General features: G+C 65.1%; 17 protein-coding genes and 1 pseudogene. 9 read left to right on the top strand and 9 right to left on the bottom strand.

Going from position 1 to position 21901, the window contains the following annotated elements:
* Positions 1–190 precede the first annotated feature (190 nt).
* Positions 191–706, bottom strand: a complete 516-nt coding sequence (locus AC1DNF_RS00740) for a CHC2 zinc finger domain-containing protein (RefSeq protein WP_478146607.1) — start codon at positions 704–706, stop codon at positions 191–193.
* 939 nt (positions 707–1645) lie between these two features.
* On the opposite strand from AC1DNF_RS00740, the gene AC1DNF_RS00735 reads away from it, so the two are divergent.
* Together AC1DNF_RS00735 and AC1DNF_RS00730 are read left to right on the top strand one after the other, a co-directional pair.
* On the top strand, positions 1646–1984 hold the full coding sequence (locus AC1DNF_RS00735) for a helix-turn-helix transcriptional regulator (RefSeq protein WP_478146606.1): 339 nt from the start codon (positions 1646–1648) through the stop codon (positions 1982–1984).
* A gap of 919 nt (positions 1985–2903) precedes the next feature.
* The gene (locus tag AC1DNF_RS00730; protein ID WP_478146605.1) at positions 2904–3788 is read left to right on the top strand and encodes a hypothetical protein; all 885 of its coding nucleotides are present in this window, start codon (positions 2904–2906) and stop codon (positions 3786–3788) included.
* A 399-nt stretch (positions 3789–4187) separates the two neighbouring features.
* Here AC1DNF_RS00730 and AC1DNF_RS00725 read toward each other — a convergent pair whose 3' ends face one another.
* Positions 4188–4916 carry a hypothetical protein gene (locus AC1DNF_RS00725; protein ID WP_478146604.1) on the bottom strand — a complete coding sequence of 243 codons (729 nt, stop codon included), beginning with the start codon at positions 4914–4916 and terminating at the stop codon, positions 4188–4190.
* Between the two features lie 286 nt (positions 4917–5202).
* Between AC1DNF_RS00725 and AC1DNF_RS00720 the strand changes: the two genes are divergently transcribed.
* Positions 5203–5688, top strand: coding sequence for a helicase-related protein (locus AC1DNF_RS00720; protein WP_478146603.1), 486 nt, complete (start codon positions 5203–5205; stop codon positions 5686–5688).
* Positions 5689–5808: 120 nt separating this feature from the next.
* A pseudogene (locus AC1DNF_RS00715) lies at positions 5809–6144 on the top strand (ABC transporter substrate-binding protein); the annotation flags it as partial.
* A 144-nt stretch (positions 6145–6288) separates the two neighbouring features.
* Here the strand turns inward: AC1DNF_RS00715 and AC1DNF_RS00710 are convergent.
* Complete coding sequence (locus AC1DNF_RS00710; RefSeq protein ID WP_478146602.1) at positions 6289–7482, bottom strand: acetyl-CoA C-acyltransferase family protein; 1194 nt, start codon at positions 7480–7482, stop codon at positions 6289–6291.
* 105 nt (positions 7483–7587) lie between these two features.
* On the opposite strand from AC1DNF_RS00710, the gene AC1DNF_RS00705 reads away from it, so the two are divergent.
* Genes AC1DNF_RS00705 through AC1DNF_RS00690 form a run of 4 tightly spaced genes read left to right on the top strand, consistent with a single transcriptional unit; the run spans position 7588 to position 11292 of the window.
* Complete coding sequence (locus tag AC1DNF_RS00705) at positions 7588–8757, top strand: acyl-CoA dehydrogenase family protein (RefSeq protein ID WP_478146601.1); 1170 nt, start codon at positions 7588–7590, stop codon at positions 8755–8757.
* The gene (locus AC1DNF_RS00700) at positions 8757–9527 is read left to right on the top strand and encodes an SDR family NAD(P)-dependent oxidoreductase (protein WP_478146600.1); all 771 of its coding nucleotides are present in this window, start codon (positions 8757–8759) and stop codon (positions 9525–9527) included. The genes AC1DNF_RS00705 and AC1DNF_RS00700 overlap by 1 nt, the downstream gene beginning before the upstream one ends.
* The gene (locus AC1DNF_RS00695) at positions 9524–10540 is read left to right on the top strand and encodes a phosphotransferase family protein (RefSeq protein ID WP_478146599.1); all 1017 of its coding nucleotides are present in this window, start codon (positions 9524–9526) and stop codon (positions 10538–10540) included. The genes AC1DNF_RS00700 and AC1DNF_RS00695 overlap by 4 nt, the downstream gene beginning before the upstream one ends.
* Positions 10537–11292 carry a GntR family transcriptional regulator gene (locus AC1DNF_RS00690; RefSeq protein ID WP_478146598.1) on the top strand — a complete coding sequence of 252 codons (756 nt, stop codon included), beginning with the start codon at positions 10537–10539 and terminating at the stop codon, positions 11290–11292. The genes AC1DNF_RS00695 and AC1DNF_RS00690 overlap by 4 nt, the downstream gene beginning before the upstream one ends.
* An 11-nt stretch (positions 11293–11303) precedes the next feature.
* On the opposite strand, the gene AC1DNF_RS00685 is transcribed toward AC1DNF_RS00690, so the two are convergent.
* The 4 genes from AC1DNF_RS00685 to AC1DNF_RS00670 all read right to left on the bottom strand — a co-directional run bounded on the left by AC1DNF_RS00685 (position 11304) and on the right by AC1DNF_RS00670 (position 16758).
* The gene (locus AC1DNF_RS00685; RefSeq protein WP_478146597.1) at positions 11304–13193 is read right to left on the bottom strand and encodes a propionate--CoA ligase; all 1890 of its coding nucleotides are present in this window, start codon (positions 13191–13193) and stop codon (positions 11304–11306) included.
* Positions 13194–13310: 117 nt separating this feature from the next.
* Entirely contained in the window at positions 13311–14117 is an 807-nt protein-coding gene (locus AC1DNF_RS00680; RefSeq protein WP_478146596.1) for an enoyl-CoA hydratase-related protein, read from the bottom strand.
* Positions 14118–14166: 49 nt separating this feature from the next.
* The gene (locus tag AC1DNF_RS00675; protein WP_478146595.1) at positions 14167–15978 is read right to left on the bottom strand and encodes an acyclic terpene utilization AtuA family protein; all 1812 of its coding nucleotides are present in this window, start codon (positions 15976–15978) and stop codon (positions 14167–14169) included.
* Positions 15979–16119: 141 nt separating this feature from the next.
* Complete coding sequence (locus AC1DNF_RS00670) at positions 16120–16758, bottom strand: maleate cis-trans isomerase family protein (RefSeq protein WP_478146594.1); 639 nt, start codon at positions 16756–16758, stop codon at positions 16120–16122.
* A 474-nt stretch (positions 16759–17232) separates the two neighbouring features.
* Between AC1DNF_RS00670 and AC1DNF_RS00665 the strand changes: the two genes are divergently transcribed.
* Positions 17233–18018 carry an IclR family transcriptional regulator gene (locus AC1DNF_RS00665; RefSeq protein WP_478146593.1) on the top strand — a complete coding sequence of 262 codons (786 nt, stop codon included), beginning with the start codon at positions 17233–17235 and terminating at the stop codon, positions 18016–18018.
* On the opposite strand, the gene AC1DNF_RS00660 is transcribed toward AC1DNF_RS00665, so the two are convergent.
* Both AC1DNF_RS00660 and AC1DNF_RS00655 read right to left on the bottom strand, forming a co-directional pair.
* A complete protein-coding gene (locus AC1DNF_RS00660; RefSeq protein WP_478146592.1) occupies positions 18011–20098 on the bottom strand; it encodes a 3-hydroxyacyl-CoA dehydrogenase NAD-binding domain-containing protein in 2088 nt (695 codons plus the stop codon). The genes AC1DNF_RS00665 and AC1DNF_RS00660 overlap by 8 nt on opposite strands.
* Positions 20095–21897 carry an acyl-CoA dehydrogenase gene (locus AC1DNF_RS00655; protein ID WP_478146591.1) on the bottom strand — a complete coding sequence of 601 codons (1803 nt, stop codon included), beginning with the start codon at positions 21895–21897 and terminating at the stop codon, positions 20095–20097. The genes AC1DNF_RS00660 and AC1DNF_RS00655 overlap by 4 nt, the downstream gene beginning before the upstream one ends.
* Positions 21898–21901 lie beyond the last annotated feature (4 nt).

The raw sequence follows: 21901 nt of genomic DNA, 5'->3' as shown, positions 1-21901 counted from the left end.
GACGGCCGCCAGGCCGCAAGCGCCCGCGAGGGCGCGCAGACCTTGAGCGCGAGAACCGCGTGATACGCTGACCGGACACAGGCAACCCCAACCCACCCCTGCACGGGAGCGGAGCGGCCAGTACGAGGCGAAGCGAGACGGCCGCAGTACGAGTCGTCCGAGAAGAAGCCTGGCGGAGCGCGCGCTGGCGTCAGCGCATACCATCCACGCCCACCTGGTCGGCGATGCGCTGGATGCGCGCGGCGCCTTCCAGCAGCCGCTGCCGGTCGGCCTCTGTCAGCACCAGGCCTCGGGCGAGATTTCCGGCGGCCACCGCCACCACCAGCGCGTCGTCGCGCAGCAGCGCGAGCGCCTCGCGGGCCGGCAGGCCGCAGGGACGCCGGCGCTGCGGGCCCTGCTGCGCCGAGGCCGGATCGTCATGCCAGGCCCCGAGCGCCCGGGCCGCTTCCACGAAGCCCAGGCCCTGCGCGGCCATGTGGTAGGCCAGCACGTCGCCGCCACGCGCGCCGCAGCCGGCCATGCAGCAAAACCCGCCGCTGCGCAAGTTCACCCGCATGCTGTCGCTGCCGCCGTGGAAGGCACAGCGTGTGGTGCGCCAGGCGCCCCGGCCCACTAGCTCGAGGCCCTGCGACGCGAAGTACTCCTGCGGCTCGGGAAGCCGCTCGCGCAGCAGCGTCATGGCTGGCTCCCTGAAGCTGGAGGGCAAGTCAGGCCTGCTTGGGGTGAGCGCTCGGGGGGTGCGGGGGGAACGCCCGCGGGCTTCGAAGTCAGCGACGCGAGCGTGCGGCGCAACGAGGAGCGAGGACATGCGTGCATGGCGTGCCTTTCTGCGGGGGATGCCGCTGTGGTGGATGGATCTGCTTTGGGAGACGCCTCGACGCACTGCTGGCGAGCGCCAGTGCGCGCGGTCCAGGGACCGCCCGCAGGCCGCAGCCGAACGCAGTGAGGACCGGGCGAGGACGGTGGCGCAGCCTTCGCCCTGGACGGCGAAGCGCGCGAGCCAGGCGTCGATCAAGAGGCGTTACCAGGGCAGATCCACCGCGGCGGCCCGCCGGTACAACGAACAGACGCGATGCCACGCTCGTCGACGCGGCGCCGTGACCATCGGCTGATGCCTGTCGCGTGACGCCAGCACATGGCACGCACCCGGGTTGAGCGGCTCACCTCGCGAGCCTCAGATCAGGGCCCTTGCAGAACGCGCCGTTGACCACCGACCCGATCCAGCGGCATCGGGTCTTCACCCGCTCGCCGTCACGCGCTCGTCCGCAGCCGGTAGATGGTCGAAGTCCCCATGGAGAACTGCCCTTGTTCGACATGCCGAATGCGATGCGATCACGCAGACCTTTTTCGTGCGCCGAGTAAAGCGCGAAGAACCCAAATGGTTCGCCATCGGCGATGGCAGGCCTTGGTCGGCATGAAGGTTCACCCCGGCCGGCCGCCGTCATGCCACCGCGATCAGCCGATCGGTGTTCGGCATGCCGAAGGCCTCGCCGCCGCGAGCGCTACAAGCGCTCTTCCGTACATGCTACGTTTCGACACGCTCGCCTCGCGCCAACAGGTTGGCGCCGCCGGACATCCCGGGCACCCTATGGATGTACCGCAACAGCATTGGACGCAGCTGCGGAAACCGAAAAGGTGGTGTCACATGCGAGCCCATACCGACGCATCAAGCCAACGCCTCGCCGCCGAAAATGCGGCCCAACGCGACCTGCAGGCAGCCGCTCATTTGCTGGAAGAAGCACTCACGCTTCTGCGCGCCGATTCAACGCTGCTGGTGACGCACACCACGAAGCGCGCACCCGACAGGCTCCTGCGACTTCCTGACGTCGAGCGGCTCACCGGGCTGCGCCGGTCGGCAATCTACGAGCAGATGCAAAGGGGCGTCTTCCCCCGCTCCGTGAAGGCCGGGCGCCGCACCGCGACCTGGCCGGAGAGCGCCATTCAATCATGGATCGCCGATCGCCTGGACGGGCGCCCGGCCTGAGTCGCGCACCTCGGCCAGCGCAGCTCCGGCGACGCCTGCACTTATGTGCACGGCGCGCTTACTGCGCGGGCCGGCCACAGCCGGCCCGCGCGTTTTACCGCTGTCTGCGCGCCGCGGTCGGTAGTTCGGCCAGCGCAGGCCCCAACTCTCGATCACCCCGCGCACGCGCGTGTCACCGTCAGGGATGAGCCCTCCTGAGCCACAGCCCTCACGGTGGTGACGCTCGACATCGACATCGATCAACTCATCGCCGTCCTGCACCAGCGCGTCAGGCTCACCCCGAATACTGCACGACTGCACGCGTCATCCAGGATCGAGCCAAGCTGTTCAAGTGCGGATTCGGTCTCGTGACCATCCTTCGCGTCCGTGTCGCCTCCTGCCAGGTTTGTGAGCAACGGACCTTCGAGTTCCTTTCGGCGCTGATTTCCGTCCTCAGTCGCAGCGTCGGAGAGACGCACGCCTACTTCGGGTGCCGCGCTTGCGGCGAGGTGTGCCTTCGTCGACGCGACGTGGCGAGCTTTGGGTGTCCTTCGTGCGGACACCGGTGGTCGACAAGTCGCGCAGCGTCAGGGTGCGCGCACTGCAAACACGAGCAGCTCCTCTTCGCCACTTGGCACTCAGTGCTGGTCCAAGAGCTCTACTGGCTCGGCGAACAGCCGCGGGCGCGCCTGAGACTTGTTGCTGCTGATGACCCTGTCGCACTGGATGACGTGAGTGAAGTTCCGAATGCGCTGTCCGAAGCAATCCCGAATGGGCTCGAAACCAAGCGGCTCCTGGCGAATGGCTTTCGAGTCTGGGCCGACCTCTACTCGGGCCGGCAAATCACCGTTCTGAATCGCGCGCTCCAAGCAGTACAAACCCTGAATGCCTCGCAGGCAGTTCGGGACCGACCCGCCTTCGCTGCGCTCGGAGCCGCAAGATGCCCGCTCTGCTTAGCCGCTGGGACCGCTTCCATCTGAAGCCGTTCGAGGGCATGGCAAACCACCGCTACACCCCGACTCCTCTGTGCGTGGAGGCGAACCTGCTTTCGCCAGTCGGGCGAGGCACCCTCGTCAAAAGGCTTGAAAAGGTAGCTCTCGGTCACGAATGGTTGTTTCAGGACCGCGCTTCGCTCCCCAAGGTGGTCTCTTCAACCACGTCACGTCGTGGACGGATGCATTCGGACTGGGATGTGCTTGTCACAACCGGGAGCAGCAGCAAGCAGTTGCTCCCGGACCGGTCGGTGAATGTCGTTTTGACCGACCGCCCGTACTTCGATGACGTGCAGTACGGCGAGCTCGCGCGGCTCTTTCAGGCTTGGCTGCGGACGTACGACCTCGCCGTGGCCGTCGATGAATCACAGGAGGCGGTGCCGAACTCGGTCCGCGGCACCTCGGCGGACGACTACCAGCAAACCATTGCAGCGTGTCTGCGCGAAAGCCGCCGAACACTCGCGCGAGACGGTGCCCTGGTTCTCACGTTCCACAACAAAAGGCTGGTGGCGTGGAAGGCTCTCGCCGGTGCGATTGCGCAAGCAGGGTTTCATGTGCGTGCGCTGGCGGTAGTCAAGGCCGAAAACGACAGCGACCATTGCAAGCGAAACGTGCAGGCGATGCTGCACGACCTCGTCATCGAGTGCGCAATCGCGGAGCTGCACTCACCGGAGGTACGCCTCGAATTTGCGGCTCGCTCTCCAGAAGAGAAAAACCTGGCCGCAATTGGGCTTGCCCTGGCGGCCTGCGTAGCAGCGGGCGACTCGAGTGCCTTGCGACAGACCTACTTGGAGCAGCTGGAGCGCCCAAAGGCGACCCGGCAGATTGCCTGATGTGGAACACGGCTTTCCGCGTTTCGACACAGCGCGTGACGGATGCGCTGCTGCGAAAGCCTGTGCTGCCCGCGGGAGCCAAGCCTTTCGAGCGAATCAGCGGTGCCCTGTGCGTGAGAGCGGCGCTGCTGGCCAGAGCCGCCGAGCAATCCCTTGTTTTTGCCGTTCCTGAAGCAACCGCTCATGTTGGCCGCCAGGTCACGGCAGCGCTCCTGGTCGGTGACCACGCGCATGCGCACGGTGCGGGCAAATTGCCGCCTAAGGAGGCTCGGAGGCTGCTGCGCGGCGGCGTGCTGCTTGTCAGCCAGGCTGTTTCGAAAACTAAGAGCGTGCTGGACGAGCTCCCTATCGGCTCATACCAGAAGCTGAAGGATTGCTGGGACTTGTTCTCGCATCGCGCTACTCCGGCGCGCAGAAAGCGGACAAACCGCGGCTCCTCGTCGCAAACCCCGGCTGGATGGCAAAGAGCGCCGCCGGCAGGCGCTTTGGCGCGGTCGTGATTGACGCCTCCCACCCCCGAACACTCGAGCAGCTGCCGGACCTGCTCAGGTCAGCGCGTGACTGCACCGCACTGCGCGTTGTCGTTGCCCCTCCGGTGCAAGAAGCGACGCTGACGATGAACACCAGCTGAAACAGTCGCCACGCGTCGTACCCGCGCGCGAGCTTCCCCATGACGCGGTTCATCGCCTTGAAGGCGGTCAGCAGGCGCTCGTCGGCGCGGAGCGCAGCTACGCCACATGCGAAACGCTTGATTTTGTCTTCGAAGCCGGCGAAGTCCGTCGTGCACTGCTCGAACGCAAGCGGGTCGAGCTTGAGGCTGTTACCCGCAAGGACATTCAACTTCCAGTGATTCGCGTACGCCACCATCTCCTCGTAGATGGCATTGAGCGTTTGGAAGTGGTCCTTCGCGAGTTCCGCGAACCGTGCCTTCACCGCATCCCTCGTCATGATGCGGGGCTGCTCATACATGGCCAGAGCAGCAGTGCGAATCTCCGAGTCGTTCTCGCTTGCCACGACGCTCGTGTTGTGCCCCACGGCCCACACACGACGGTCATATTGGTAATCCTGAGGGACCGGAAGAATCTCGATGGGATGCAGCTCGCCCTTTACGACGCGGGCGGTGCCCACGACTTACAGCACTTCCACCGCGTGAAGCACATCGCCCAGTGCAGCGTCTAGCTTTCGCGCACTACTCAGCGCTTCGTCGTAGCCGTCTCCGGATACGACAGCCCGCAGAAAGTTCTTCAGAGTCCGGCCGGCCGCTCGGTTCGTCCCGCGCTCCCGCTGGACCGCGTTGAACGTAGCTCTCAGTCGTTCCGGCGTAGAAAACGCCCCCGATTCCGCCGCCAGAATCTCGAATTCCTCGAAGTGTCGCGGAGCGACAACCTCTTCGTCTCCTTCTCGCAGCCAGTTGGTGACCGACGCGGATGTCCATGAGCTGCTTACGTACTACACCACCACCCTGAACTACGTAGGCAGCCTTCAAAAGGGCTCCCGGGTGAAGCAGGTCCTCGACGACGTGGCATCGAAGCTGCGGCAGAGCGCTGCTCGGGACCTGAAGGTGGAATTTCACTCCAGCCGTTCTTCTAGCGCCGAGGTGGCCGACCTTGTACACCGGGTAGAAAGTCCGCCGAAATGGGAGGACACAGGGTTCCTGGACGCACTCGTTGCGACGAACATGATTAGCCATGGTGTCGACCTGGAGCGCGTCAACCTGATGACCATGGACGGCGTGCCCGAGGAGACCGCCGAGTACATCCAGGCCTCGAGCCGAAGCGGTCGGCGCCACGCGGGGCTAGTTGTCGTTGGCAAAGCGATTGATGCCAAGCATTCAGGTAATGCACTTCAAGCAGGCGTGAGAACGCCTGCACGAGCTTCGCGACAGATTCGATCCTGGTGACGAACTCGAACCCAAAAAACTAGGGCCGCGTATCGTGGGAAGCCCAGCGTTCGAGACGGGTTTTTCAACAGAATTGGCCGAAAGCAGACCTTTAACAGCCCAGGCCCGCGACGTGCGCTGTTGGGCACGATTCTCGAAGCGCGCAAGACGGGGTTCAATCCCGTCTTCTCGGCTACGATGGGCGGCTACACAGACAGCGTGCAGCGATTGGGAGGCAAGGCCATGGGCGGCTTGCTGGCGACCATGACCGCGCAACTCCCCTACCCCGATGAGTCGATCGCCCAGGTGCGCTTCTGGGCATCGAAGTATCGCACCAAGTACAACGAGGAGCCGAGCGAATACGCGGTGTACGGATATCACCTGATGGACGCGTTCATTCGCGTCGCTCAAAAGGCAGGGCCGGAACTCACAACAGTATCATTCCTGCGTGTGCTCGACAGCATAGTGATCCCGCGCGACATGTTCGGCATTTCGGAGGCGATCTTCAGCCCAGCGAAGCAATTGGGGGATCCCCATGCCCGCCTGTCGCAACTGCAGGACGGTCGGTGGAGAGTGATCTCGGACTACATCACGTTCAACCGCCTGAAGGTTTTGGCCATGTCACACGCGCTCCAGGACGGCGGCGATGCCCTGGCCGCCTCCGATGCACATGGTGACCAGCGCATAGCGCCCGCCGATCCGCTGCAGTTCATGGATCGCCTTGATCGTAATGATCACACCAGTGGCCCCGACCGGATGGCCGAGGGAGATGCCGGAGCCGTTGGGGTTCACCTTGGCCGGATCCAGATCCAGCGAGCGCGTCACCGCGCACGCCTGGGCCGCGAACGCCTCGTTGGATTCAACAACATCGAGTTGCTGCACCGACAGCCCCGCCCGCTTGAGCGCAAGACGGCTGGCCGGCACTGGGCCGAGCCCCATGATCTGCGGGTCGAGCGCGGCGTGCGCATAACTCACCAAGCGCGCCAGCGGTTTCAGGCTGCCTCCCTTCACGGCGGCTCCATTGGCGAGCACCACGGCGGCGGCTCCATCATTGATCCCGGATGCATTGCCAGCGGTGACTGTCCCGGTGCCGTCGCTCCTGAACGCAGGCTTCATCTTCGCCAACTGGTCAGCCGTGACGTCGGCGCGAACATGTTCGTCGGTATCAAACAAGATGGTGCCTTTCCTGGAGGTGATCTCCACAGGCACGATCTGCGACTTGAAACGACCTTCCGCGATGGCGCGCGCGGCGCGCTGCTGGCTTTCCAGTGCCAGCTGGTCCTGCATTTCGCGCGTGATGCCATCGCGCGCCGCCACGTTTTCCGCTGTGATCCCCATGTGGATGCGGTGAAATGGATCGTGCAGCACCCCGTGCATGTAGTCGATCGCCGTCATGTCGCCCATGCGTCCGCCCCAGCGTGCCGTCGGCATGAGGTATGGGGCCCGGCTCATGGATTCGGCGCCGGCGCCTATAGCGACCTCCGCGTCGCCGAGCATCACCATCTGTGCGGCCGACACGATCGCCTGCAGGCCCGAGCCACACAAGCGGTTCACGTTAAGGGCCGGGGTTTGTTCCGGCAGTCCGGCTTCGATGGCAGCAACGCGCGACAGGTACGCGTCACGCACATCAGTGGGGATCACGTTGCCCATGACCAGATGCCCAACCGTGGCCGGATCGGCACCGCTGCGTTCGAGAGCGGATTTGACGGTTGCAGTGGCGAGCTGCGTGAGCGGCACATCCTTCAGAGCGCCGCCGAACGTGCCGATCGGCGCGCGAGCGGCACCGACGAAGAAGATTTCGCGTTGAGTTGTCATGGGTCGGGTTGTCGAGGCGGGCGGCAGCCGCCCGGTGATTGGAAAACGATATTGTAGGATGATTTTGTTCTACAATTTGCCATTAATTGCCTGCCGCCGAGCTCCATGGACTTCACTCTTTCACCCGACCTTCTCGACCTGCAGGAGCGCACCCGGACCTTCATAGCCAGCCAGATCATTCCGCTCGAAAACGAGCAAGACCCGCACGCGCACGGCCCGAGCGACGCGCTGCGTACAGAACTCGTGGCGCGGGCGCGGCGTGCCGGCCTTCTCACGCCGCACGCTTCCAGGGAGATGGGCGGCATGGCTTTGACGCACCTTGCCAAGGCGGTGGTGTTCGAGGAAGCCGGTTACTCCTTCCTGGGGCCGGTAGCGCTCAACATCAACGCCCCCGACGAAGGCAACATTCACCTGATGGACGAAGTCGCCACGGCCGCGCAGAAGGAGCGCTGGCTGCGTCCGCAGGTGGAGGGCCGCACACGCTCCTGCTTCGCGATGACCGAGCCCGACCCAGGCGCCGGCTCGGACCCTGGCATGCTGCAGACCAGGGCAGTGCGCGATGGCGACGACTACGTCATCTGCGGAACCAAGTGGATGATCACCGGTGCCGAAGGCGCCAACTACGCCATCATCATGGCCCGCATGGAAGACGGGTCGGCCACCATGTTCCTGAGCGACATGAACCGGCCAGGCATCCGGCTCGAGCGAAACCTCGACGCCATGGACCGCTGCTTTCCCGGCGGACACGGCGTGCTGAGATTCGAGAACCTGCGGGTACCCGCGGAAGACGTGCTCGGCGAACTCGGGAAGGGATTCCGTTACGCGCAGGTGCGCCTCGCGCCCGCGCGTCTCACGCATTGCATGCGCTGGCTCGGCCAGGCGCGCCGCGCCCATGACGAAGCAGTGGCGTACGCACGCAATCGGCACGCGTTCGGCAAGCCCTTGGCCGAACACGAAGGCGTCGGATTCATGCTGGCCGACAACGACATGGATATGCACACCGCGCGCCTGCACATCTGGCACACCGCGTGGCTGCTGGACCAGGGGAAGAAGTGCAACTTCGAGTCCAGCCGAGCAAAGGTCGTCTGCTCGGAGGCGCAATGGCGCGTCGTGGACCGCAGCGTGCAGGTGCTTGGCGGCCGGGGCGTGACCCGTGAATCCGCCGCCATGCGCATCTTCACCGACATGCGCGCCTTTCGCATCTACGACGGCCCGAGCGAGGTGCACCGCTGGAGCATGGCGCGAAAGATCGTCGAGCAGAAAGAGCAGCGCTGATGAACGCGCTGGATCGCTTCCGGCTGGATGGCCGCTTCGCCCTGATCACCGGAGGTTCCAGCGGGCTGGGCCCGCACTTTGCGAAGCTGCTCGCCTCCGCGGGCGCACGTGTCGCGCTGGGCGCGCGACGCACGGACAAGCTGCACGCGCAGGTGGAAATCATCGTGCAGGACGGTGGAGAAGCACGCGCCGTTGCCCTCGACGTCACCGATTCGGCGAGCGTGAAACGCTGCCTGGATGAACTGGCCACCTGGGGTGCGCCTGACATTGTGGTCAACAACGCGGGCGTCACGGTCACCAAGCCGCTGCTCGAGCAAAGCGAGGCCGACTACGACGCGGTGCTCGATGCCAACCTGAAGGGCGCCTGGTTGATCGCCACCGAGGCGGCACGCCGCATGCGCGCTGCCGGTCACGGCGGGTGCATCGTCAACGTCGCCTCCATCCTGGGGGAGCGGGTGGCCGGCGGCGTCGCTCCCTATGCAATTTCCAAGGCTGGACTGGTGCAGGCGACCAAGGCGATGGCGCTCGAACTCGCGCGCTACAGCATCCGTGTCAACGCCCTGCTACCCGGCTACGTCGTCACCGGCTTCAATCGCGACTTTCTCGCATCCGAAGCCGGCCGCAAGCTCCAAAGTCGCATCCCGACCCGCCGCTTCAGTGAACTGCGCGACCTCGACGGGCCGATGCTGCTGCTGGCCTCGGACGCTGGCGCGGCGATGACCGGAGCCACCCTGGCCGTCGATGGCGGACACCTCGTGAGCTCCTTATGAACAGACCGGACACGAGGGCGCTGGCGGAGTGGCTACGCACGCAGTCGATCGCCACCGGCGATGACGTCGCACTGAAATCGCTGGCCGGCGGTCAGTCGAATCCAACCTTCCTCGCGGACACGGGCGATCGCCACGTCGTGCTGCGCACGAAGCCGCGGGGGCTGCTCCTGGCCTCCGCGCATGCGATCGATCGCGAGTACCGCGTGATGAAAGCCTTGCAGGACACTGAGGTGCCGGTGCCGCGGATGCTCGCTTATTGCGCGGACGCCGGTGTTCTGGGCACCGAGTTCTTCGTCATGGAGTTCCTCGAAGGTCGCGTTTTCATGGACCAGTCGTTGCCGGGCGTAACCCCGGCGGCGCGCAGCGCCATGTACCGCGATATGAACCGCGTCATCGCGGCACTGCACAGGGCCGATTACCGCGAGCTGGGTTTGGGCGACTTCGGAAAGCCCGGTAATTACTTCGCGCGCCAGATCGGCCGCTGGTCGCGCCAGTGCGAGGCCTCCTCCATTCCTTTGCCCGCCGCGATGCGTCGCCTGATGGACTGGTTGCCGCAGCATATCCCCGCGGACGACACCACGGCTGTCGTCCACGGCGACTATCGCCTCGACAACGTGGTGTTCCATCCGACCGAGCCGCGCATCATCGGAGTGCTCGATTGGGAGCTGTCGACGCTGGGCCACCCGCTGGCGGACTTCTCCGCACACTGCATGAGCTGGCACATCGCGCCGCAACTGTGGCGCGGCATCGCCGGATTGGATCTACAGCAGTTGGGGATACCGACCGAGGCCGAGTACATGCGGCTGTACGTGGATGCGACCGGCCTCGATCCCGCGCGGCACTGGGACTTCTATCTCGCGTTCAACCTGTTCCGCATGGCGGCGATCCTGCATGGAATCGCGCAGCGCGCCGCGGACGGCACCGCCGCAGCGGCCGATGCACTGGAGACGGGGCGCAAGGCGGAACCGCTGGCGGAACTCGGCTGGCAGTGCGCGTTACGATACAGCGGATGATCATCGCCTCGGACAACGTCAGCGAGCAGGAGGACCGCAGCGCAGCCGACGTTGTCTTGACCGGCATTCTTTACGCGTTGGAAGCGCGCCAATTGGTTCCCGGTCAGCGCCTGGTGGAAGTGGACCTGGCGGCATCGTTCGAAGTCAGTCGCAATTCAGTGCGCGAAGCGTTGCAGCGGCTTGCAGCGGAGGGGGTCGTCGAACTGTCGCGACACAAGGGAGCCGCCATCCGGCTGCTCTCCTTGCAGGAGACGCTGGACGTGCTCGATGTAGCGGAGCGCATCAGCGGACTGCTGGCCAAGGCAGCGGCTCGCGCGGTGGGCCAAGGCGCTGACGGGGAGTCGTTGGCGGCCGCAGTCGGCGCGCTGGTCGCCGGCGCCGACGCTGGCGACTCGGCGGCTTTTGCAAAGGCGAGGCGCGCGTACTATCGCGCCCTGCTCTCGCTCGCAAACAACCGCGAACTGCGGCGCCTGTTCGCGAGCATCCAAATGCCCATCGTCTATGCGCAGTACACCTTGCCCGATTTGCAGCAGATTCGGTTGCAAGATTACCAGGTGATTGCTCGCGAAGTGCTGGCAGGTGACGAGGACGGCGCCGACTTGGCAGCAATGGCACACGTACAAAGCGTTCGTGCTGCCATCCTGAGGCAGGCGTCGGCCGAAACGCCGCGCGTGTGGGCCTCCTCGCCCAAACCCATTGCCGCGCCGCACACGCGCGACCGGGATTCTCAGAGACCTCGCCGCCAAGACTAGCACGTCGCTCCTCACTGGACGTCACGGATCTGCTGCAGTGCGCCAGGATCCTCAATGGTCGTGAGGTCACCCGGGTCCCGTCCTTCGCAAACAGCCTGGATCGCGCGGCGCAGCAGCTTGCCGCTGCGGGTCTTGGGCAGCATGGTGACGAAGTGCACCCGCGCCGGGCGGGCGACCGCACCGATCTGCTCGTCGACCAGCTTCATGATCTCGCCTTCGAGCTTCAGCTTCGCGTGGTCGTCGGGCAGCGCCGAGGCGTCCTTGACCACCGCGAACGCCATCGCGACCTGCCCCTTGAGCGGATCGGCGACGCCGACCACAGCGACTTCAGCGACGTTCGGGTGGCTGGAAATGCTCTCCTCGATCTCGCGCGTGCCCAGTCGATGCCCGGCCACGTTGATCACGTCGTCGGTGCGGCCCAGGATGTAGAAGTAGCCGTCCTCGTCGCGGATGCCCCAGTCGAAGGTGCTGTAGACCTGCTGCCCCGGAATACTGGACCAATAAGTCTCCACGTAACGCTCGTCGTCGCCCCAGACGGTCTGCATGAACCCTGGCGGCGTTGGGCCCTTGACCACCACCACCCCCTTCTGTTTCGGCCCGGTCAGCTCCTCACCGGTGGCCTCGTGCACGATGCGCACGTCGAAGCCGTACATCGGCACGCCGGGGCTGCCGAACCTGCTGGCCTTCTTCTCCACGCCATTGGCGATGGTCAGGATCGGCCAGCCGCTTTCGGTCTGCCAATAGTTGTCGATGATGGGAACGCCCAGGCCTTCATGGATCCAGCGCCCGGTGGGCTCGTCGAGCGGCTCGCCGGCCAGGAACAGCGCCTTGAGCGTGGAGAGGTCGTATTTCTTCAGGAAGGCCGAGTCATGCTTCTTCAGCACACGCACGGCCGTCGGCGCGCTGAACATGCCCGTCACCTTGTGCTTCTCCACCAGGCTCCACCAGATGCCGGCGTCGGGGCGGACCGGCAAGCCCTCATACATGATGGTCGCCATGCCGGCGATCAGCGGCCCATACACGATGTAGCTGTGGCCCACCACCCAGCCGATGTCGCTGGTGGAGAAGAAGGTCTCCCCGGGCTCACCCAGGAAGATGTGCTTCATGCTGGCGGCGAGCGCCACCGCGTAGCCGCCCACGTCCCGCTGCACGCCTTTCGGCCGGCCCGTGGTGCCGCTGGTGTAGATCGTGTAGCTGGTGTCGGTGGCTTCGAGCCAGGTGCAGGGGACTTCCGTGCGTGCGTGCTGTTCGGCCAACGTGGCCCAGTCGTGGTCGCGCCCGGGCACTTTCTCCATCGGGGCCAAACCACGATCGACCAAAAGCACCGCGTCGGGCTTGTGCTGCGACAGGCGAATGGCCTCATCGAGCAAGGGCTTGTACGCCAGCACCTTGCCTGCGCGCGAGCCCGCGTCGGCACTGACGATGATGTTGGGTGAGAAGTCGTCGATGCGTGAGGCCAACGAAACCGAGGCGAAGCCGCCGAAAACGACGCAGTGGATGGCGCCGATGCGCGCGCACGCCAGCATGGCAAAGGCTGCTTCCGCGACCATCGGCATGTAGATCAGCACGCGGCTGCCCTTGCCCGCCCCAAGCGCCTGCATCGTCGCCGCCATCGTCTGCACTTTGCGGTGCAACTCGCGAAAGGTGTAAACACGTTCCTGGTCGGTCTCGCTCGAAACGCAGATCAGCGCCGGCCGATCGGCCTCGGCTTCCAGGTGCCGGTCCACCGCGTTGTGGCACAGGTTGGTCTGGCCGCCGACGAACCAGCGCACGAACGGCGGTCTGCTGGCGTCGCAAACTTGCCTGGGCTGCACGTGCCAATCGATCAGGCGTGCCTGTTCGGCCCAGAACATGTCCGGGTGCTGCAACGAACGCTGGTGGAAATCTTGGAAGGAAGGCATTGGAGTCGCTCGCGGCCAATCTAGCCCGGGTGTGATGTTGGGAATGACGGGAATTTCAAGCTGCCGAGCGGTGCGATGTGCTGGAAGCTCCTCATGCGAAGGCGCCAGAGCCGACGCTCAGCGGCCGCGCCACTGCGGCGCCCGGCGTTCGTTGAACGCAGCCAAACCCTCGCGCGCGTCTTCCGTCTGGATCATGGACGGAATCGCCGTCTCCGTGAACGCCATCATCTGGTGGAAATCCATAGCCTCTACGGCGCGCATGGCGTACTTGCCGCGCCGCAGGGCAAGCGGGGAAACCGCCAGGAGGTCGGCGACCAGCGCGTCGACAGCCTGGTCGAGCTCCGCGAACGGCACCACCTTGTTCAGCAAACCGAGCCCGAACGCTGTGGCAGCGTCGATCGGCCGGCCCGTCATGCACATCTCGTTGAGAATCCGCCGCGGGATCAGGTCGCGCAAGGTGGTCAGGATCTGCATCGGGAAGATGCCGACCTTCACTTCCGGCAGACCGAACCTGGCGGTGTCGCAGGCGATCGCCATGTCGCACAGGCCGAACAGGCCCATGCCGCCGGCCACGCACACGCCGTTGATGCGGCCCACGATTGGTGTGCGGCACGCATGAACGGCGCGTGACAGCTCGCCCAGCGGCGACTGCAGGCGGGCGAAATCGGGCTTGAAGGGTGTGTCGCCCGGCGTCAGGTCGGCCCCCGCACAGAAGGCCTTGTCGCCCTCGCCGGTCAGCACGATCACGCGCACGGAGGAATCATCGGACGCGGCCTTCACGGCGTCGCGCAAGGCCAGGAGCAGGGCATCCGTCACGGCATTGCGACGCTGCGGCCGGTTGAGCGTCAGTCGCAGCACCGGCCCATCACGCCGGACCAGCAGGTCGTCACCGGCGGCAGTGACCATCGTCGGGGTTTCGTTCAAATCAGGGCTCCTCGTTGTCCTTCATGCATCGAGATGGGCGCGCCTCGCCTCAGTCGGCTGCGGCCCCGGAATAACCTGGCTCCGTATCGGCGAGCCACGCCGTCGGGACGCGAATCGGATGGCACAACACGACCTGCGACAGCGTCTTGCCCAGCGGGTCATTGCGCAGCGACGCCGCGCCTCCTCCGCCAAGGGCTTGCTGCAGAACGAAGTTGTAGGCGTTCACGCCCGGCACCTCGTAGCGCGTCACCGGACCGCGTGCGAGGTGGGCGAACCACCGTGCCACGGCTTCTGAGCCGAGTTGCTCCCCGATCAGGTGGGCGAATTGGGGTTTGCGGGCGATGACTGCAAGGTGCGCGGTGTCGCCTTTGTCGCCGCTGCGCGCAACGGCGATCGCTGAAAGCGGAACGGTCTTGCGCTCGCCTTTGGGAGTGTCGGCCGTCCCGTAGCGGATGCCCGGGAATGGTTCCGCGCATCCCCTCACGGCGATCTGCGGAAGCGCTTCCCGCTCGCCATCCACGTCCACCGTGATGGGCACGCGTTGCTTGTCCCAGAGGAAGGAGAACAGGCGGAAGACCGGCGAGATCTTGGGTCGGCCGCTGAAACCGGTGGTGCCCGGTGCGCCCATGATGCCCATTGGCGCGACCTCGGTGGCGAGGATGCGCAGGGCTTTCTCGTTGCGATGGCGGGCGGAGAGCCGCACGACCACCTCGCGCGCATCGGGTCGCGCATGTTGGCCGAACGAAGCTGTTTCGCCTCCGAGCACTTCGAGGTTGGTCTCGGTGAAGTCTTCGTGCCCGGCCTCGGCCATCAGCCGCCGGCTGCGTTTGAAAATGGCCTCAGCGGCCCGCCGGCCCATGGCAACGGCATCGGCGCCCACGAAGGTCAGCGTCGTCGAGAGCCGGTATCCATCGAGCCACGTGGCACTGACCTTGTACGTTGATGTCGGAGCCCCACCCCGGGCACCGGAGACGTGAACCTTGTTATCGCCCGCTGCGCTGATGGTGACGCCGGTGAAATCGCAACGCACATCCGGCAGCAGATAGTTGGCCGGATCCGTAATCTCGTAGAGCATCTGCTCCGCGACAACAAGGGGCTGAATCAGGCCACCGGTGCCTTCCGGCTTCGACAGGACGAAACTGCCGTCGGCATAGCACTCGGCGATGGGATAACCCATGTTGTCCCAGCCCGGGACCTTCCACCAGTCCGTGAACAAGCCGCCTGTCGTCTGCGTCGTGCATTCCAGGATGTGCCCGACGAGGCTTCCTGCCGCGAGGCGATCGTAGTCGTCGGTGCTCCAGCCGAAGTGATGGATCAGTGCGGCCAGCGCCAACGAACTGTCCACGACGCGCCCGGTAATGACCACGTCGGCGCCGCGGCGCAGCGCGGCCACGATCGGCAACGCGCCGAGATAGGCGTTCATGCTGGTGAGGGAGGACGGCAATGGCGCGCCAGAGAAGGCTTCCGTCACGCCTTCAGCCTGCACGGCCGCCTGCTGCGGCAAAAGGTCGTCACCCTCGACGACGGCAATGCGCAACGACACGCCGGCCACCTCCGCCGCCGTGCGCAACGCGCGCGCGCAGGCCTGCGGATTCATTCCGCCCGCGTTGCTGAGGAGGATCGTCTTGCGCACCGCGATCTCCTTCAGCATGGGGGCCACAGCGACGACGAAATCGGTTGCGTAGCCGTGTTCCGGATTCTTGGTGCGGGCGTTCGCCATGATCGACAGAGTCAGTTCCGCCAGATAGTCGAACACGAGCACGTCCGTGTTGCCGTGCCGCACCAGTTGCTCCACCGCTTTGTTGCTGTCGCCCCAGAAGGCGCAGGCGCCGCCGATGCGCAGCGATCGCTTGGAGGTCATGTCCTTGTTCCTTGTTTCAGCAGGAGATGGAATCGCGGGAATGGCATGAGGTCATCGCCCGCAGATTCGCTGCCGCCCGGGAACGTCATCGAGGCTCTGCGTCACGTTCTCGCCGATTCGGCGCAAGATGATTGGGCGCAGTCAGTGCTCAGCCATGAGCCGCCCATAGCCATCGATCTGATCCGGGATGCCGTTGGTGCGAAGGGCGTGCCAGTAGGTTGCGGCGTTCACCGCAATCACTGGCAGGTTCAGCCATCGCTCGGCCTCATCGGCAATACGGGCCATGCACATGTTCGCGCCGAATTGAATGATCGCACTGGGTTGGCCAGCCGCCAGCTCCCGCAATTTTTCTCGCAGCGTCTCGCCGGTAACATGAGCGATTCCTACCGTAGTGCGGCAGGCCAGATGGCGCGAGTCAGCCAATTCATAACCGGCCGCACCCAAGAAGTCGGAAATATGCTCTTCCGCAGCAGGCTGATACGGTGTGACTACGCTGACCCGGCCCCCCGTTATGCCGTAGGCGCGCAGCGCCGCGGGTATCGCGCTACCTGCGTGCACCAGTTTGAGGTTCGCTCCAAACTTGGCGCGCAGTCGCGCTTCAATGGCCGCTCCTGCCCGGGGGTCTCCGTACACGGCCTCGATGGAAACACCCATCACGACGGCATCGGGTTCGCAGGTCAGCACCCGCTCTACAGCAGCATCCAGCGACTCGTCGATGTTGCGCACAACTTGCGCCCACGACGCCGTATCGTGAATCTCAATGTCATCACGTATATGCATTCTTGCAATGTGATTAGTGACTCCGCGCGGCCTCATGCCGTCGTATTCGGGTTGAACGACTGTGTTAACAGACGGAGTCACCACACCGAGCTTGAGCCGAAAACCTAGCTGATCCACTTTAAGTCCCCATTTGAAATTGATTCTGCGTCGGCACAGGCGTAGGACGATCGCATGCTTCTCTTCACTTACCTGGTGCCGGAATTGGGCGCCAGAAGGCGTATTGCGATAGAATGCAAAAGGCCGGCGCGGAGGCCGAAGCGACCACGCAGCAGCTTTGCTTTTCTAAGACTGACGGCAGCTATGATGGCCATCGTGTTGCCCCAGACGCCAGTTTTCCGTCAGGCGGAAGAAGGCGCTTGCAGGTTTGCTTCTTGACCAGGTGTCGATTCGGGTAAGACTTCCGGGTCGAGCGCCTTGTAGTGTGCGCCGGCAACTCTTAGCGTGTCGTTTAGCTGCGGGCCCCGGAGACAATTGATGGAGAAGGACGCCGATTTTGTCAACTCCCTCGCGAGGGGCATGCGGATCCTGACTTGCTTCACGGCTGCCGAGGAAGAACTCGGGAATGGTCAAATCGCCCGCAGGTCCGGGTTGCCGCCTGCTACGGTCGCCCGCTTGACGCACACCCTCACCGAGCTGGGCTATCTCCGCAGCGTGCCGTTGCGACGAACATACGCCATCACGCCCAAGGTACTGGCGATCGCATACCCGCTTCTTGCCGCGCTGCCGGAGCGCGCACTGCTGCGGCCCCACATCCACAGGCTGACGGCCGAAACCGGCGGCTCCGTGTGCGTCGCTGTGGCGGACCGCCTGCAGTCTGTGTATGTCGAGGTATGGAGGGGAAGCAATGGGGAGCAGTTGCCTGACATAGGCACCCAGCGTCACCTGCTCGAAAGCTCGGCTGGTTGCGTCCTCTTTGCGAGCAGCAAGGCAGCGGCGCGGGAGGCGCTGCTTCACCAGATGTGCGTTGCCGAACCGGACCGGGCCGACTCGCTTCGGGAATGCGCCCGGATGGCTGTAGAACAATACGAACGCTACGGCATGTGCCACGCGACCAGCCGACTTGTCCCGGGATGGACAGGAGTGGCGATGCCGCTGGCCGGTTTCAATGGGCACCGGCTGGCTGTGAGCCTGGGCATGGCTTACGGGGCCGTATCGCCCGAGGAACAGATCCAACGGGTAGGAAGCCAATTGGCAGCGACGGTTGCGCACATACAGGCCGCCATCCATTCCGCAGCACTTCGCGCGGACAAGGTCATTTAGGTCGCTTCAGTCCTTCCGCAGGAGCCCAGTACCCGTACCTGTCGCCTTGCTGCATCGCGTAATGCGCCAAGCGATCGAGCAGGTGCCGGCTGCCCAGGCGCTGCCCGTAGAACATGGGGCCGCCACGTTCCGGCGGAAATCCATAACCCGACAGCCACACGACGTCGATGTCGGAACTGCGGTATGCAATGCCTTCCGCGATGATCCGCTGCCCTTCGTTGATCAACGGCAAGAGGCAGCGCTCGACGATTTCGCCAGCCTCGATCGCAGATTCGCGGCCCGGATGTCCAACGCGCTGCGCCAACTGGCGAATGGCGGTCACACTCTCCGGATCTTCTATCGTTCGCCGGCCCTCGTAGCGGTAGAAGCCCTGGCCGGTCTTCTGGCCGAGCCGCCCTTGCGCGTGCATCTCGCGACACACGATGCGATACATAGGATCGTCGGGGAGCGCACCCTGCTTTGCACGTTCGTCAACCACCTTCGCAACGACGTCGACCCCGGCGAGATCCATCATCCGGCAAGGCCCCATCGCCATGCCGAATTGCTCCAGCGCGTCATCGATCTGCCGGGGTGATGCTCCCTCGAGGAGCAGCGCTTCGGTTTCGCGCAGGTACGGCTCCAGCATGCGATTTCCGATGAAACCCCAGCACACGCCACTCACCACAGGATCCTTCCCGAGCCGTCGGGCCAGACCGAGGACGGTGGCGAGTACATCGGGCGACGTTTCCTTGCCGCGCACGATCTCCAGCAGGCGCATGACGTTGGCGGGGCTGAAGAAGTGCATGCCGACGAAGTCGGGCGCGCACCCGCTCGCCGCGGCGAGCAGGTCAATGTCCAGGGTGGACGTGTTGCTTGCGATGATGGCACCGGGCCGGCACCGGGCCCCGAGTTCCCGCGCGACCTGGAGTTTGACCTGCAGGTCCTCGAACACGGCTTCGATCACGAGATCGCAAGACGCAAGCTCGTCGTAGCCGGTGCGCAGCTGGATGCATCCGGCCCGCAGGGCGGCCTCGGATTCCGTCAGCTTGCCCGCGGTTGCGAGGCGGCGATACTCGTCGTCGACTGCTTCGCGCGCCAGCGCAGCACGTGCCTGGTCGACCTCCACCAGCTCGATCGGAATCCCCGCGTTGGCGAAAGCCATCGCGATGCCGCGCCCCATGGTGCCGCCGCCGAGGATCCCGACTTTGTCGATCCGCCGCGGCTCGGTGCCCGCCGGGACGTCGGGGGACTTCTGGGCTTCGCGTCGGGCGAAGAAGCCGTGCTGCAGAGCGGCCGCTGCCTCGGACGAGTTGCAGGCAACGAAGCGCTCACGCTCGAGAAGGACGCCCTCGTCGAATCCGAGTCGCGTCGAAGCCTCCACGCATTCCGCAATATTGAGTGCTGCCTGGCGCTGACCGCGCTTTTTCGAGGCAGCGTCGACGATCAGCGCCAGGTCGGCGGCCTCGATGGAAGTTGCAGGCGGGAGGTCGCGCACGCGGCGCACGCCGGTGGCGCCCTCCAGGACCTGGTTCGCGAAGGCGACTGCTTCGGTGCTAAGGTCGCCTTCCACCAGCGTGTCGACCAGGCCGATCCGAAGCGCCTCGCTACCGTCCGCCGTGCGTCCGGTGAGCATCAGATCCGCCGCGTTCTTGCAACCGACCAGGCGGGGCAGCCGCTGCGTCCCACCCGCGCCCGGGAGTACGCCCAGGAGGATTTCCGTCAGACCCATGCGCGCGTCCGCAGTGGCAACCCGATAGTGGCAGCCCAATGCCAGTTCCAGCCCTCCGCCGAGCGCGGAGCCGTGGATCGCGGCGATCACCGGCTTCGTCATGCTGTCGATGCCGCTCGTGATCTCGAGCGGGTCGCGACCGGCAAACATGGCGGCACCGCCCTGCTGGAACTCGCCGATGTCCGCGCCAGCGCTGAACATCCGGCCCCCGCCGCGCAGCACCACTGCGCGTACGGACGCATCTTCTTCCAGGGCCGTCAGCATTCCCCACAAGCGCGTACGAACTTCCCTGGAAAGCGCATTGACGGGCGGGTTGACGATTGACACCACGGCTACGGCTCCGTGCTGTTCCATTTGGAGGACTTCATTCATAGAAACCATTCATCCTTCATGTCGAGGGGCGTTCTGTCGAAGCGATTCAGGAGCGCAAATTGCGCGCCCGTGACAGGCAGTTCCCAACGGAAATAGAACTCCGCGGCCTGAAGCTTCCCGCGCAGGTAGTCGGTATCAGCGGCGGTGGCGACCGCGGCAAGGCCGCGCATGGCGACCGAGGCTTGCTTCAGCCAGATCCAGGCCATGACGACCCGGCCGAACGCGTCGAGGTACACCGTTGCATTGGCCAGGGCCAGGTCCATGTCTGCCGCCTGTCTTTCCCGGATCAGGGCGGTCGTGCGCGCGAGTTCCTCCAGTGCTTCCTGAAGGCTTCGGCTGTGGTCGCGCAACTGTCCGTGTTCGTGCGCACGCTGCGCCTCCGACACGATGGTCGAGCGCAGCAGTTCGAACGCAGCGCCCTCCTGCATGACGATCTTCCGAGCCAGCAGGTCCAGGGCGTGGATCGCCTCCGTGCCTTCGTGGATCGGGTTCAGGCGCTGATCCCGGTAGAGTTGCTCCAGGGGATAGTCGCGCGTATAACCCGCTCCGCCCAGCACCTGCATGGCCAAGTCGTTCGAGGCGCAGCCATACCTGGCGGGCCAGGACTTGACCACCGGGGTCAGCAGGTCCAGCAACAGCTGCGCCGAAGCGCGCTGCTGCGGGTCGGGGTGCGTGTGCTGGTCCTCGAACAGCGAAGTGGCATACATGCACAAGGCCAGGGAGCCCTCCGCGTAGACCTTCTGCGCGATCAGCATGCGGCGCACATCGGCGTGCTCGATCAGTCGCACCTGCGGCGACAGCGGGTCCTTGGCCGAGGGCAAGCGCCCCTGCGGCCGCTCGCGCGCGTAGCCCAGCGATTCGGCGAAGCCGCTGTACGCGAGGCAGGCGCCCATCAGGCCGACCCCGATGCGCGCTTCGTTCATCATCTGGAACATGTGGGCGAGCCCGCGGTTCGCCTGGCCCAGCAGGAACCCGACTGCGCCTCGTGTTTCGCCAAACGAGAGGACGGTGGACGTCAGGTTGTGCCACCCCATCTTGTGCAGCAATCCGGCCAGGGCCACGTCGTTGCGCTCGGCCGGGCGACCCGCGCCATCGGCCAGCCACTTGGGGACCAGGAACAGCGAGATGCCCCGCGCGCCCGGCGGTGCGCCCTGGATCCGGGCGAGCACCATGTGCACGATGTTGCCGGTGATGTCCTGGTCCCCGCCGGAGATGAACATCTTCTGCCCGAAGATCCGGTAAGTCCCGTCCGGCTGCGGCACCGCGTAGGTCTTGATGTCGCCGAGCGCGGAACCCTGCCCCGGTTCCGTGAGGCACATGGTACCGGCGGCGTCGCCAGTGCCCATGGCAGCAAGGTACCGTCGCTTCAGTTCATCGCTGCCGAACGAGCGCAGCAGGTTGGCCGCGCCGATCGAGAGGAATGGATATCCCGCGGTAGACACGTTGGCGCAGAAGAACAAGGACATCGCAGCGCGCAGGATTACCTCCGGCAGTTGCAGGCCGCCCTCGTCTTCGTCCCAGTGCGCGCTGAGGAAACCGGCTTGCGCGAAGCCCTGCCAGGCTTCATGCGCTCCCCGGATAACGACGGCGCCGCCCTCGCGGAAGACGGGTTCGTGCTGGTCGCCCTTGGCGTAGTGGGGCGCGAACAGCTCTGTGGCGATCCGCCGGGCTGCCTGCAGCGTCTGCTGGAACACCTCGCGAGAATGATCTGCATAGCGCGCTCGCGCGGCGAGATCTGCGGTGTCGAGAAACTCGTACAGCAGGAAGTCGAGTTCGCGTTCAGTGATGAGTGCGGGCATGGGT

Source organism: Variovorax sp. 01T432, from assembly GCF_056398605.1.
Note: the sequence above shows the minus strand (reverse complement) of the source record. Positions and strands in the feature narration are given on the sequence as shown.

Bases quoted from the DNA above. Each gene is read 5' to 3' on its own strand.
- AC1DNF_RS00735 (WP_478146606.1), top strand. From the start codon at position 1,646: ATGCGAGCCCATACCGACGCATCAAGCCAACGCCTCGCCGCCGAAAAT.
- AC1DNF_RS00660 (WP_478146592.1), bottom strand. From the start codon at position 20,098: ATGAATGAAGTCCTCCAAATGGAACAGCACGGAGCCGTAGCCGTGGTG.
- AC1DNF_RS00655 (WP_478146591.1), bottom strand. From the start codon at position 21,897: ATGCCCGCACTCATCACTGAACGCGAACTCGACTTCCTGCTGTACGAG.
- AC1DNF_RS00695 (WP_478146599.1), top strand. From the start codon at position 9,524: ATGAACAGACCGGACACGAGGGCGCTGGCGGAGTGGCTACGCACGCAG.
- AC1DNF_RS00685 (WP_478146597.1), bottom strand. From the start codon at position 13,193: ATGCCTTCCTTCCAAGATTTCCACCAGCGTTCGTTGCAGCACCCGGAC.
- AC1DNF_RS00705 (WP_478146601.1), top strand. From the start codon at position 7,588: ATGGACTTCACTCTTTCACCCGACCTTCTCGACCTGCAGGAGCGCACC.
- AC1DNF_RS00690 (WP_478146598.1), top strand. From the start codon at position 10,537: ATGATCATCGCCTCGGACAACGTCAGCGAGCAGGAGGACCGCAGCGCA.
- AC1DNF_RS00710 (WP_478146602.1), bottom strand. From the start codon at position 7,482: ATGACAACTCAACGCGAAATCTTCTTCGTCGGTGCCGCTCGCGCGCCG.
- AC1DNF_RS00700 (WP_478146600.1), top strand. From the start codon at position 8,757: ATGAACGCGCTGGATCGCTTCCGGCTGGATGGCCGCTTCGCCCTGATC.
- AC1DNF_RS00730 (WP_478146605.1), top strand. From the start codon at position 2,904: ATGCCCGCTCTGCTTAGCCGCTGGGACCGCTTCCATCTGAAGCCGTTC.
- AC1DNF_RS00665 (WP_478146593.1), top strand. From the start codon at position 17,233: ATGGAGAAGGACGCCGATTTTGTCAACTCCCTCGCGAGGGGCATGCGG.
- AC1DNF_RS00670 (WP_478146594.1), bottom strand. From the start codon at position 16,758: ATGCATATACGTGATGACATTGAGATTCACGATACGGCGTCGTGGGCG.
- AC1DNF_RS00675 (WP_478146595.1), bottom strand. From the start codon at position 15,978: ATGACCTCCAAGCGATCGCTGCGCATCGGCGGCGCCTGCGCCTTCTGG.